10 protein-coding genes are annotated in these 11,955 nt (G+C 72.7%); 3 read left to right on the top strand and 7 right to left on the bottom strand.

The window, feature by feature from the left end; all coding sequences use genetic code 11:
* Positions 1-9: 9 nt before the first annotated feature.
* The 4 genes from OG490_RS10375 to OG490_RS10360 all read right to left on the bottom strand — a co-directional run bounded on the left by OG490_RS10375 (position 10) and on the right by OG490_RS10360 (position 2,826).
* Positions 10-624 carry a DUF4126 domain-containing protein gene (locus OG490_RS10375; protein ID WP_330295991.1) on the bottom strand — a complete coding sequence of 205 codons (615 nt, stop codon included), beginning with the start codon at positions 622-624 and terminating at the stop codon, positions 10-12.
* 70 nt (positions 625-694) lie between these two features.
* Positions 695-1,096: a DUF3040 domain-containing protein gene (locus tag OG490_RS10370; RefSeq protein WP_330295990.1), complete on the bottom strand. Its 402-nt coding sequence runs from the start codon at positions 1,094-1,096 to the stop codon at positions 695-697.
* A gap of 332 nt (positions 1,097-1,428) precedes the next feature.
* Positions 1,429-2,187, bottom strand: a complete 759-nt coding sequence (locus OG490_RS10365) for a class I SAM-dependent methyltransferase (protein WP_330295989.1) — start codon at positions 2,185-2,187, stop codon at positions 1,429-1,431.
* Between the two features lie 96 nt (positions 2,188-2,283).
* On the bottom strand, positions 2,284-2,826 hold the full coding sequence (locus OG490_RS10360) for an SAV_6107 family HEPN domain-containing protein (RefSeq protein WP_330295988.1): 543 nt from the start codon (positions 2,824-2,826) through the stop codon (positions 2,284-2,286).
* A 208-nt stretch (positions 2,827-3,034) separates the two neighbouring features.
* Between OG490_RS10360 and OG490_RS10355 the strand changes: the two genes are divergently transcribed.
* From OG490_RS10355 to OG490_RS10345, 3 genes are read left to right on the top strand one after another with little or no spacing between them, the layout of a single operon-like run.
* Positions 3,035-3,961, top strand: a complete 927-nt coding sequence (locus tag OG490_RS10355) for an ATP-binding cassette domain-containing protein (RefSeq protein WP_330295987.1) — start codon at positions 3,035-3,037, stop codon at positions 3,959-3,961.
* Entirely contained in the window at positions 3,933-6,017 is a 2,085-nt protein-coding gene (locus OG490_RS10350; RefSeq protein ID WP_330295986.1) for a YhgE/Pip domain-containing protein, read from the top strand. Before OG490_RS10355 ends, OG490_RS10350 begins: the two co-directional genes overlap by 29 nt.
* Positions 6,018-6,053: 36 nt before the next feature.
* Positions 6,054-6,686 (top strand): TetR/AcrR family transcriptional regulator, encoded by a 633-nt coding sequence (locus OG490_RS10345; RefSeq protein ID WP_330295985.1) that lies wholly within the window; start codon positions 6,054-6,056, stop codon positions 6,684-6,686.
* A gap of 383 nt (positions 6,687-7,069) precedes the next feature.
* Here OG490_RS10345 and OG490_RS10340 read toward each other — a convergent pair whose 3' ends face one another.
* Genes OG490_RS10340 through OG490_RS10330 form a run of 3 tightly spaced genes read right to left on the bottom strand, consistent with a single transcriptional unit; the run spans position 7,070 to position 11,897 of the window.
* Complete coding sequence (locus OG490_RS10340) at positions 7,070-9,490, bottom strand: transglutaminase family protein (protein ID WP_330295984.1); 2,421 nt, start codon at positions 9,488-9,490, stop codon at positions 7,070-7,072.
* Complete coding sequence (locus tag OG490_RS10335) at positions 9,487-10,887, bottom strand: DUF58 domain-containing protein (protein WP_330295983.1); 1,401 nt, start codon at positions 10,885-10,887, stop codon at positions 9,487-9,489. Before OG490_RS10335 ends, OG490_RS10340 begins: the two co-directional genes overlap by 4 nt.
* Positions 10,887-11,897, bottom strand: a complete 1,011-nt coding sequence (locus tag OG490_RS10330; protein WP_330295982.1) for an AAA family ATPase — start codon at positions 11,895-11,897, stop codon at positions 10,887-10,889. Before OG490_RS10330 ends, OG490_RS10335 begins: the two co-directional genes overlap by 1 nt.
* Positions 11,898-11,955: the final 58 nt, after the last annotated feature.

Genomic DNA, 11,955 nt, shown 5'->3' with positions numbered 1-11,955 from the left:
CCGCAGAGCCTATCGAGCGACCCGCGCCACTTCGGAAGCGAGTCTCTTCTCCTCGCGGCGCTGGGCGCGGCGGCGCCGGAAGCGGCGGATCTTGGCCCAGAGGTAGATCAGCAGGGCGAGCCCGATGATCAGCAGGACGGCGCAGATGACCGCGGCGGCCTGCGGGTTGAACATGGCGAAGGTGACGATGCCGCCCACGCCGAGGTCCTCGGCGGTGCTCATGACGATGTTGCTGAACGGCTCCGGCGAGGTGTTGATCGCCATCCGGGTGCCGGCCTTGACGAAATGGCTGGCCAGCGCGGTGGAGCCGCCGACCGCACCGGCGGCGATGTCGGAGAGCGAACCGCTCTGCCCGGCCAGCAGCGCACCGACCACGGCTCCGGACACCGGGCGGATCACGGTGTGCACCGTGTCCCAGATCGAGTCCACGTAAGGGATCTTGTCGGCCACGGCCTCGCAGAGGAACAGCACCGCGGCCACGATCAGCACGTCGGTGCGCTGCAGGGAGGCGGGGACCTCGTCGGTCAGGCCGGTCGCGCCGAAGATGCCGAGCAGGAGGACCACGGCGTACGCGTTGATCCCGCTGGCCCAGCCGCTGGTGAAGACCAGGGGGAGCACACTCATCGGCTCATCATGGACCAGTGAGGGGACGGGCGCCTTTCGGCACCCGTCCCCTCACCCGAGTCTGTGGGGCTCACTGCCCCTGATCGTCACGGCGGCGCTGCCACCGGTCCTCGATACGGGTCATCATCGACCGACGCTGCCGGTTCTGGCCTTGGGCCGAACCGCCTGCACTACCGGAGGCGGGCTGCTCACCAGGCTTGGGTGCCTTGCGCCAACCGGTGACCACGAGGACCGTACAGCCCAGCATGACGAGGAATCCCACCACACTGATCCACAGCACGTTCGGCACGATCACACCGGTCATAAGGAGCGCGACACCCACCACGATGCCTGCGACTGCCTGGTAGACCCGTCGCCGGGTGTACGTGCGCAGTCCGCTTCCCTCAAGCGCTGTAGCGAATTTGGGATCTTCGGCGTACAGCGCTCGCTCCATCTGCTCGAGCATTCGCTGCTCGTGCTCCGAGAGCGGCACGGGAGTCCTCCTCATCCGTCGGTCGCGCGGGGCTAGCGACCAGGGGTCCCCTTCAGGATAGGCGGGGAACCGCCCCCGTGATACCCGCCCTCTACGCCGCGTTCTAAAAAACACTGCCTAAAAAAACACTGCCCGAAAAAAATACCTTCCGGGGAAAGCTCAGTCCTGTCTCAAGCATGCGTCGCGCCAAGCCGTACCGCCCTGCGAGCGGCTCTGAGGGCGTTATTCCCCAGAGGTCCGCTCGGCATGCCGGTCACTGACCCCGATCATACGGGTCACACCATCGATTCGGAGGGTGAGTGACGCACCGCGTGCTCCGGAAGGTTCGCAGATCAGGCGGGCTTCTCGCCGAGCACGTGCAGCTGCGTGGCGATCGCGTGGAAGGCGGGCAGCTCGGCGGCGGCCTCCTCCAGGCGCAGCAGGGCCTCGACGGCACCCGGTTCGGTGTCCACCAGGACGCCCGGGACCAGGTCGGCGAAGACCCGGACGCCGTGCACCGAGCCGACCGTCAGGCCGGCGTCGCCGACCAGCGCGGCGAGCTGCTCGGCGGTGAAGCGGCGCGGTACCGGGTCGCCCGAGCCCCAGCGGCCGGCCGGGTCGCCGAGGGCGGTACGGGCCTCCGTGAAGTGCCCGGCCAGGGCGCGGGCCAGGACAGCCCCGCCGAGTCCGGCGCCGAGCAGGCTGAGGATGCCGCCGGAGCGCAGGGCGGCCACCGTGTTGGCCACGCCCTCGGCCGGGTCGTCCACGTACTCCAGCACCCCGTGGCAGATCACCACGTCGTAGGCGTCGCGCTCCACGACGTCGAGCAGGCCCTGCGCATCGCCCTGCACACCGCGGACCAGGTCGGCCACGCCGGCTTCGGCGACCCGGCGCTCCAGCCCGAACAGTGCGTTCGGGCTGGGGTCGACCACGGTGACCCGGTGGCCGAGGCGGGCCACCGGGACGGCGAATTTTCCGGTGCCGCCACCCGTGTCGAGCACGTCCAGCACATCCCGCCCGGTCGCCTTCACCCGGCGGTCGAGCGCCTCCTTGAGGACCTCCCACACCACGGCGGTGCGGAGGGAGGCGCGGGGGCGGGAAGTGTCCGACACGGCTGATGGCTCCTCGGCGTAGGGGGCACGTCCCAGCGGCAGCTGGGGGAGGTGAGCGCTCCGTGCCCACCCTATGGCCTCCGGATGCCGGGCAGGTCATCCCGCGTCCGGACGCTCCGCGCGGGGCTGCGGCAGTTGCTCGGGCCTGTCGTTCGGGGAGTCCCGCCCCAGCAGCTGCTGCAGCGGGAGCATCCGCTCCACCAGGCGCAGGAACATCTCGACGGCACGCACCAGATCGTCCGCGTCCCGGCCGGTGGCCGCGCCCGCTATCCCGGCCTCGGCCCGGGCCCGGCGGGTCGCGCCGGAGGCGAAGAGCGCGCTCCACTCGGTCAGTTCGGGCGCTATCTCCGGAAGTACCTCCCACGCGCTGCGGATCCGGGGCCGGCGCCGCGGATTGGCCGGTGCGGGCCGTCCGCGCGCGGCGAGCACGGCCGCGGCCGCGCGCAGCGCCGCGAGGTGGGCGGTGGCGTACCGCTCGTTGGACCGGGTCAGCCGGGCGGCTTCGGCCAGGCCCGCGCGGGCCTTGACGAGCAGATCGAGGGCGGCGGCAGGGTCTCCCCGCGGCGGGACCGCGGGGGAAGGCGGCGCCGGCTTCCGGGGAAGGGGGTGGACAACAGGGGACGGGGACGGTGTGGCCATGACGAACCTCCTGTCGTTGCGTGCGTGCGGTACTCCATGTCGTTGCGTCCCCCCATCGTGAAGGCCACCACTGACAATCGCGCTGACCTGCGGCTTTGCCTTCCCGGGCGGAGCTGCGGAGGGGCAACTGCCCCCCGCTGCGCACCCCGTGCCGCCGGGGATGCTAGTTTTTGAACTGACTGGTCAGTTCAAAAGAAGGGGGACCGGCGTGGACAGCCCGCACGGAGCTGCCGTCAAAGCCGAGGACTTCGGACTCAAGGGCCCGCGCGGCTGGGTGTTCCGGGGCGTTGGGATCGACGCGGCGCCCGGCTCGCTCATCGCGGTCGAAGGCCCCTCCGGCAGCGGGCGGACCTGCCTGCTCCTCGCGCTCACCGGCCGGATGAAGCCCACCGAGGGGCACGCCGAGATCGGCCGCCACCGGCTGCCGAAGAAGATGGCCGCGGTCCGCCGCATAGCCGCCCTCGGCCCGGTACCCGGGGTCAACGACTTGGACCAGGCCCTCACCGTCGCCGAGCAACTGCGCGAGGGCGCCCTGCTCCAGCGCCGCTACGACGGCCCCCTGCGCTCCCTGCTCCGCCCGCGCGGCGAACGCCGCACCTCCACCGCGGCCCGGATCGAAGCCGCTCTGGCCGCCGTCGGACTGGACCTCGCGGCCCTGCCCAAGGGCCCGCGCACCTCCGTACGCGATCTGGAACGGCTGGAATCCGTACGGCTGTCGGTCGCCATCGCCCTGCTGGGCGCTCCGCGCCTGCTGGCCCTGGACGACCTCGACCTCAAGCTCTCGGACACCGAGCGCGCCGAGGCCTGGGAGCTGCTCCGCTCGATCACCGCCCGCGGCACCACCGTCCTCGCGGTGTGCAGCCAGGCTCCGGCCGACGCGGTGATCCTGCGGACCGTCGCCGAGGAGCCCATCGAGGCGTCCGCCGAGGAGTCCACCGAGGAGCGGCCGGTCCTGCCCCGGCCCACCGGCTCCAAGATCACCTGGGGTGTCCCCGCAGACACCGACACGGAGACCGACACGGAGACCGGCGCCGGGACCGGCACGAAGTCGGACACGAAGACCGACAAGAAGACCGACAAGAAGACCGACACGAAGGGGGACGACGATGCGCTCGCCGAAGCTGGCCGCGCTTGAGCTGAAGCGGTTCGGGCGGGGGAAGCTGCCCCGGGCCGCACTCGTCGCGCTGCTCCTGCTGCCGCTGCTCTACGGAGCGCTGTACCTGTGGTCCTTCTGGGACCCGTACAGCCGCCTCGACAAGGTGCCCGTCGCCCTCGTCAACGCCGACCAGGGCGCCACCGTGGACGGCAAGCGCATCGACGCCGGTGACGAGATCACCCGCAAACTGCACGCCAGCAAGACCTTCGACTGGCGCGAGGTCAGCGCCGAGGAGGCGGCCAAGGGCCTGGAGAACGGTACGTACTACCTCTCCCTCACCATGCCCGCCGACTTCAGCTCGAAGATCGCCTCCAGCTCCGGAGCCGACCCCGCCACCGGCGCCCTCCAGGTCCGCACCAACGACGCCAACAACTACATCGTCGGCTCGATCTCGCGCACCGTCTTCTCCGAGGTCCGCTCGGCCGCGTCCACCAACGCCTCCCGCGGATTCCTCGACAAGATCTTCGTCAGCTTCTCCGACCTCCACGACAAGACCGCCGAAGCCGCGGACGGCGCCGACAAGCTCACCGACGGGGCCGGCAAGGCCCAGCAGGGCGCCAAGGACCTCGCCGACGGCCTCGACACGGCCAAGGAGAAGAACGGCGAGCTGACCGGCGGCTTGAAGAAGCTCAACAGCGCCGCCGGACAGCTGGAGACCGGGACCAAGGACATCGCGTCCGGCACCCAGCGGCTCGCCGACAAGGTCGGCGGCGTCGCCGACCAGGCCCGCCCCTTCCTCAAGGACCCCAAGCAGCTCGCGGACAGCGCGGAACTCGTCGCCGACACCGCCAAGGTCGTCAAGAACCACCTCGACACCTTCGCCAAGGCGGCCCCGGGCGCCGCCACCGTCACCCAGCGCGTCTCCACCGGTGCGGCCGACGTCTACGAGAAGACCTGCACCAAAGCCGCCCAGCCGGTGCCCGCCACCTGCCCGCAGCTGAAGAAGCTCAAGGAGGACGCCGCCGAAGGCGCCGAACTCGCGGGCGACGTCAACACCCTGGTCAAGGACTCCAACGGAGACCTCACCACCCTGCGGGGGCAGCTCACCGACCTGGAGAACAAGGCCCGCGCCCTCGCCGCCAAGGCCCCGGTCCTCTCCTCCGACCTCGACGCCGCCGTGGCCCAGGTCGACGCCCTCAACACCGGCGCCCACAAGGTCGCCACCGGCATGGCCAAGCTGCACACCGGCCTCGGCTCCGCCACCGACGGCTCCGGCGCCATCGGCGAGGGAGTCGGCAAGCTCGGCGACGGGGCGCACAGCCTCGACGGCGGCCTGGTCAAGCTCGTGGACGGCAACGGCGAACTCGCCGGCGGCCTGCACGACGGCGTGGGGCAGATCCCCGACTACGACCAGCAGCAGCGCGAGGCCCGCACCAAGGTCATGGCCGACCCGGTGCAGCTCGCCAACCAGTCCCTGCACAAGGCGCCCAACTACGGCACCGGCTTCGCCCCCTACTTCATCCCGCTCTCCCTCTGGGTCGGCGCGATGGTCGCCTACATGCTGATCGCCCCCCTGAACCGGCGGGCCCTGGCCGCCGGTGCCTCGCCCTGGCGGATCGCCTTCGCCGGCTGGCTGCCCGTGGCCGGGCTCGGCACGTTGCAGGTGGCCGCGCTGATGTCCGTACTCCACTGGGGACTCGGCCTCCAGATGGCCCGGCCGGCGCTCACCATCGCCTTCCTGATGCTGGTCACCGGCTGCTTCGCCGCGATCGTCCAGTGGCTCAACGCCAAGTTCGGGGCCGCCGGACGCATCCTGGTCCTCGCGTTCCTGATGCTCCAACTGACCTCGGCGGGCGGCACCTACCCCGTCCAGACCAGCCCCGGCTTCTTCAACGCCATCCACCCCTACCTGCCGATGTCGTACATCGTGGAGAGCCTGCGCCGCCTGATCACCGGCGGCGACCTCGCCCCGGTCTGGCAGGGCTGCGCCGTCCTCGCCGCCTTCACCGCGGGCGCCCTCGCACTCACCGCGCTCGCCGCACGCGGCAAGCAGGTGTGGACGATGGACCGGCTGCATCCGGAACTGAGCCTGTAGCCGGTGAGGACGGGTCGACCTGTGAGAATCAGCCACATGGAAAGCAGCAGCACCGGTACGGCCGCGGGCGGCGGCCGCCGCCAGGCCACACGGCAGAAGCTCTACGAAGCGGCCGTGACCCTCATCGCGGAGCAGGGCTTCTCCGCGACCACCGTCGACGAGATCGCGGAGCGGGCGGGCGTTGCGAAGGGCACCGTCTACTACAACTTCGCCAGCAAGAACGACCTCTTCGAGGAGCTGCTGCGGCACGGGGTCGGGCTGCTCACCGCATCCCTGCGGACGGCCGCGGAGTCCACCGAGGCACGGGGCGGGACCCGGGTCGAGGCCCTCGACGAGATGATCCGGGCCGGCCTGGTCTTCATCGACCGCTACCCGGCCTTCACCCAGCTCTACGTGGCCGAACTGTGGCGGACCAACCGGACCTGGCAGCCCACCCTGATGCTCGTCCGGCGCGAAGCGGTCGCCGTCGTGGAGACCGTGCTGCGCGAGGGCGTGGAACGGGGCGAACTGAGCGCGGAGATCGACGTGCCGCTGACCGCCGCGGCGCTGGTGGGGATGGTGCTGGTGGCAGCGCTGGACTGGCAGTCCTTCCAGAGCGAGCGCTCGCTGGACGACGTCCACTCGGCGCTGTCGCTGCTGCTGCGGGGCCGGGTCAGCGGAAACCGCTGACGCGGACCGCCCGCCGCGACCCGGGTGCCGCCCGCCGCGACCCGCGGGCCGTACAGGTGACCCCCGATCGGCGGTGCCGCGGGGGCGGTCGGTCCGCGTAGAACTGGTGGGGCGCCTGAGTATCCGTACCTAGACGCGGAAATGAGTACCTGCGCGGATTGGCCCAGACCTGCGCGGACGCCAGACTGGGGGCAACGGACAGGGACCCGGCCCGCACCGCCGACACGGGGCGGCAGGTGGGGACCGGGTCTCTCTGGCCGGGGGGAAACAAGACGGCTGCGCCGGGGCTCGGGGGGATCGAGCCCCGGCGTCGGCCGTTTTTCGTGCCTCCAGGTCCGCAGGCCTTCAGCCCCTCAGCCCCCAGAGCCTCAGCCTCCAGGCCTTCAGCCCCGCCCCCGCGCCGGGATGCGGGTCCGCATCCGGGCCAGGGCGGCCGAGACCCGGGCGGCCACGGCCGCGCGCCGGGCCGTCGCCGCCCAGCGCAGCCGGGCCGAAGAGCGCGGCAGGAACAGGGCCCGCAGCCGCGTCGCGCGGGACACCCCGGCCAGCAGGGCGGTCCGCGCCAGCAGGACGTCGGAGGCCAGGCCCTCGTACGAGGGTTCCGCGCCCGGCGGGGCGTACAGCGCGCGCTCCACCGCCGCCGACACCCGCCGCACCGCCTCCGCGGCCTTCGGATCCATCCGGCCCAGCGTCACCACCCGGTCCGCCGCACCCCGCGGGGACAGGGCCTCGTCCGGGTCGATCCCGACGTCCCACGCCGAGTCGCCCAGCTCCCGCCACGCGGACAGGACATCGCCCGGGTCCAGCCGCCGCGCCCGCAGCCGCCTGCGCCACAGGAACGGCAGGAAGGGCAGGGCCAGCAGGGCCGCAGTGCCGGCCGTCCAGGCCAGGACGGTGCCCACGGACGTGCCGCCGCCGCCCGAGCCCGCGCCCGTCTTGGCCGCCGTCCCGCACTCGCCCAGCTTCTTCTCCTCCGGCGGGCAGTCGTCCGCCTTCGAGGGTCCGGCCGAGGGCTGCGCCGAACTGGCGGACGGGGCCGCGGTGGGCTCCGTCGGCCGGGACTCCGGGGCCTCGGTCCGGCTGTAGTCCGGCACCGTGATGCCCGACCGGGGAGTCGGCTCGAAGCGGGTCCAGCCCACGCCCTCGAAGTACAGCTCCGGCCAGGCGTGCGCGTCCCGCATCGAGACGTTGACACTGCCGTCCGACTGCTTCTCCCCGGGCGTGAAACCGACCGCGACCCGCGCCGGGATCCCCAGCGTGCGCGCCATCGAAGCCATCGAGAAGGCGAAGTGGACGCAGAAGCCCTCCTTGTCGGAGAGGAACTTCACGATGGCCTGCGAACCCGTACCCGAGGACACCTTCGTGTCGTAGCGGAACCCTCCGCTCACCGCGAAGAAGTCCTGGAGCTTCACCGCGCGCGAGTAGTCGTCCTTCGCGCCCTTGGTGACCTGCCGGGCCGTGTCGGCGACCACCGACGGCAGATTGTCCGGCACCTTCGTGTACTCGGCCCGGATCGCCTCGTTCGGCGCGGGCGCCGCCTGCAGCTGCTCCGCCGTCGGCTTCAGCAGCAGGCTCCGCACGGTGTACTGCGCGCCCTGGGCGTTCTGGAACCTGTCCTTGCCCAGCTGGTCCCCGACGAGCGTGCGCCCGACCGGCTCGAACCGCCACTTCCCGCCGATGTCCACCTGCATCGCCGGATACGGCATCGGCAGGTAGCGCTGGGCGTACGTCTGCGCCGAAGAGACGCTGGTGCGCACCTCGGCCGCGCCGCTGAGGACCTGGCCGCTCACCCCGGGCGGGTTCGGCAGCCGCTCCGGCACGTCCGTCAGGGGCCGCCCGGAGGCCTCCCACTTGACCCCGTTGAACTCGTCCAGCGCCAGGATCCGCAGGTACTGCTCGCTCAGCTGCGGGTTGTCGGTGCGGTACTTCAGCACCACCCGGTTGTCCTGGGCGTTGAGGCTGCTCTGCAGCGAGACCAGCGGATTGACCGCCTGGATCGACGGGCCGATGCCGGTCCCGTCGCCGTCGCCCCCGCCACCCGTGCCCAGCAGCCCGCCGCCCATCGCGGGCAGCAGCGCAGGCACCACCAGCGCCAGGCCCAGCGCGACCGCGCCGATCCGCCGCCCGGTGCGCACCGGGGCCACGGCCCGGCCGCCGCCGGAGACACCGGCCGACACCCGCCCGCGCGGGGCGGCGCCGAAGACCCGGCCCCACTGCGCGAGCCGGTCGCGGCCCTCGGACAGCAGCAGCAACAGGTAGCCGCAGCCCGCCAGCAGGAACGCGAACCAGGAGGCGCCGCCGGAGCCCGAGACCGTGCCGGCGAGGCCCGCCGCCACCGAGTACAGGGCGAGCAGCGGGAGCCCGGCCGCCGCGGCCATCCGCAGGGTCACCGCCATCAGGTCCACCAGGAGCCCGATGACCAGCACCCCGGTCACCAGCAGCAGCCGGATCCCGTCCGTCAGCGGCGCCGGGATCGCGAACTCGTTCACATCGCGGACGCCCTGGGCGAACAGCGCCCCGAAGTCCGACACCAGGTAGGACAGCACCCCGTCGCCGGCCCCGGAGCGGCCCTTGCCGCCGAAGAGCAGCATGAGCGCCAGCAGCGACACGAGGAGCTGCGCCCCCACGGTCAGCGACCGGGCCAGCGGAACCCGCCGCGCCCCGGCGCCCACCGCGCTCTGCAGCACCAGCAGGACCGCCGCCTCGGGCAGCCAGCTCCCCGTCTCCACCAGCGGATTCAGCGACCACGCCGTGAACAGCGTCGCCAGTGCCGCGAAGACCGTCAGTCTCGCCCGCCCGCTCATCCCCAGCCCCCCGCCGTACTTCCGGCCTGCGCGTTCCCGGCCAGCCGCCACAGTTCCCCGAAGGCCACCCCGGGCGGGGCGGCCAGCGCCGTCCAGCCCGCGTCGCGCAGCCGGCCCAGGCGCTCGTCGAGCGGAGGCAGCCCCTGCGACATCACCGCGGAGAGCCCCGGCGGCCGCCCGGACCAGTCCGCGGAGTCCAGGACGAACGCCACTGCCCCTCCGCTGCGCCGGCACATCTTGGCCGCCAGTTCCGTTTGTACGTCGTCCAGGTCTCCGAAGAAGGCGATGAGGAGCCCGTCGCCCCCCGCTCCGCCGAAACCACCACCGCCGCCGGTGCCACCGCCCCGGACCGCGTCGTAGGCCCGGGAGAGACCGGCGCCGTCGGAGTGGCCGACCACCGCGAGGGTGTCCATCATCAGTCCGGCCGCCTCCGCGGACTCCTGGCCGCCGGAGGTGAAGCCGCCGCCCTCGCGGGGCACGCAGTCCCCGGTGTCGGTCAGCAGCCGCACGGCGTAGCCCTGCTCCAGCAGGTGCACGAGCGCCGACGCGGTGCCGGAGACGGCCCATTCGAAGGCGGAGTCGGGGCCGGCGCCCTCGTAGGCCAGGCGCCGGGTGTCCAGCAGGACGGTGGCCCGGCTGCGCTGCGGCTGCTCCTCGCGGCGCACCATCAGCTCCCCGTAGCGGGCGGTGGAGCGCCAGTGCACCCGGCGCAGGTCGTCGCCGCGCCGGTAGCCGCGCGGGATCACGTCGTCCTCGCCTGCCAGGGCCAGCGAGCGGCGGCTGCCGTCGCCGTAGCCCGAGGACTCGCCGGTGAGGCGGACCGCGGGCAGCGCTTCGGTGCGCGGTATCACCGTGAGGGTGTCGTAGGCGGAGAAGGAGCGGGTCAGCTCGACCAGCCCGAAGGGGTCGGACAGGCGCAGCTGGAGGGGGCCCAGCGGATAGCGGCCGCGCAGGTCGGAGCGGACCCGGTAGGACACCTCGCGGTGGCCGCCCGGCTCCACCCGGTCCAGGACGAAGCGCGGCCGGGGCCCCAGCACGTAGGGCACCCGGTCCTGGAGCATCAGCAGGCCGGTCGGCATCCGGGAGGTGTTGTCCAGGCGCAGCTGCACCCGGGCCTCGGCGCCCGCGGGCACCCGCATCGGGCTCAGCCGGCGGCTGCCGGAGACCCGGTAGCGGGTGCGGTGCAGGGCGAGGACGCAGATCAGCGGCAGCACGGCGAGCAGCAGCCCGACCCGGAGCAGCTCGGACTGGCCCAGGAGGTACGCGCACAGGGCGGCCGCGATCCCGGCGGCCAGGAAGGACCGGCCCCGGGTGGTCAGCCCGGCCAGCGAAGCGCGCAGCCCGCCACCGTCCTCCGGGCCCCGGCCGCTTCCGCCGTGCGGGGCGCCGGCGCTCATCAGAAGCCCCGGATGCCCGCGCCGGGCGGGATCTCGCCGCGCGCGTGCGCGGCCGGTACGGGGGTGCGCTGGAGGATGTCGGCGACGACCTGCTCGGCGGTGCGCCGGCTCAGCTGGGCCTGCGCGGTCGGCAGCAGCCGGTGCGCGAGGACCGGGCCGGCCAGGGCCTGGACGTCGTCGGGCAGGACGTAGTCCCGGCCGGCCAGGGCGGCGGAGGCCTTCACGGCGCGCAGCAGGTGCAGGGTGGCGCGGGGCGAGGCGCCCAGGCGCAGGTCCGGGTGGCTGCGGGTGGCGGAGACCAGGTCGACGACGTAGCCGCGGACGGGCTCGGCGACGTACACCTCGCGGACGGCCTCGATGAGCTTGACCATGTCGTGGGCGTGCGCGACGGCCGTCAGGTCGTCGAGCGGGGAGAGCCCGCCGTGCACGTCGAGCATCCGCAGTTCGGCCTCGTGGCTGGGGTAGCCGACGGAGACGCGGGCCATGAACCGGTCGCGCTGGGCCTCGGGGAGGGGGTAGGTGCCCTCCATCTCCACCGGGTTCTGGGTGGCGACGACCATGAACGGGGTCGGCAGCGTGTACGTGGTCCCGTCGATGGTGACCTGGCGCTCCTCCATCGACTCCAGGAGCGCGGACTGCGTCTTGGGGGAGGCGCGGTTGATCTCGTCGCCGATGACGATCTGCGCGAAGATCGCGCCCGGCTTGAACTCGAACTCGCGGCGCTGCTGGTCGTAGATGCTGACGCCGGTGATGTCGGAGGGCAGCAGGTCCGGAGTGAACTGGATGCGCTGCACCGAGCAGTCGATGGACTTGGCGAGCGCCTTGGCCAGCATGGTCTTGCCCACGCCGGGAACGTCCTCGATCAGCAGGTGACCCTCGGCGAGCAGCACGGTCAGTGCGAGTCGGACCACTTCGGGCTTGCCCTCGATCACGCTTTCGATCGAATCGCGCACCCGCTGCGCCGTGCTCGTCAGATCCGCGAGGCTCGCTCGGTCGTCATACGTGGTCACCTGGTTCTCCTCGACCCTTTCCCCGGGCCGGCGCCACACGGCGCATGATCGGCCCACC

Origin of the sequence: Streptomyces sp. NBC_00503 (assembly GCF_036346895.1) — a bacterium.
Taxonomy (GTDB): Bacteria; Actinomycetota; Actinomycetes; order Streptomycetales; family Streptomycetaceae; genus Streptomyces.
The sequence above is the reverse complement of the archived record's forward strand: the minus strand, read 5'-3'. Positions and strand labels throughout refer to the sequence as shown.

Excerpts from the sequence above, each read along its gene's own strand:
- OG490_RS10375 (WP_330295991.1), bottom strand. The coding sequence starts at position 624 with ATGAGTGTGCTCCCCCTGGTCTTCACCAGCGGCTGGGCCAGCGGGATC.
- OG490_RS10360 (WP_330295988.1), bottom strand. The coding sequence starts at position 2,826 with ATGGCCACACCGTCCCCGTCCCCTGTTGTCCACCCCCTTCCCCGGAAG.
- OG490_RS10350 (WP_330295986.1), top strand. The coding sequence starts at position 3,933 with ATGCGCTCGCCGAAGCTGGCCGCGCTTGAGCTGAAGCGGTTCGGGCGG.
- OG490_RS10345 (WP_330295985.1), top strand. The coding sequence starts at position 6,054 with ATGGAAAGCAGCAGCACCGGTACGGCCGCGGGCGGCGGCCGCCGCCAG.
- OG490_RS10340 (WP_330295984.1), bottom strand. The coding sequence starts at position 9,490 with ATGAGCGGGCGGGCGAGACTGACGGTCTTCGCGGCACTGGCGACGCTG.
- OG490_RS10335 (WP_330295983.1), bottom strand. The coding sequence starts at position 10,887 with ATGAGCGCCGGCGCCCCGCACGGCGGAAGCGGCCGGGGCCCGGAGGAC.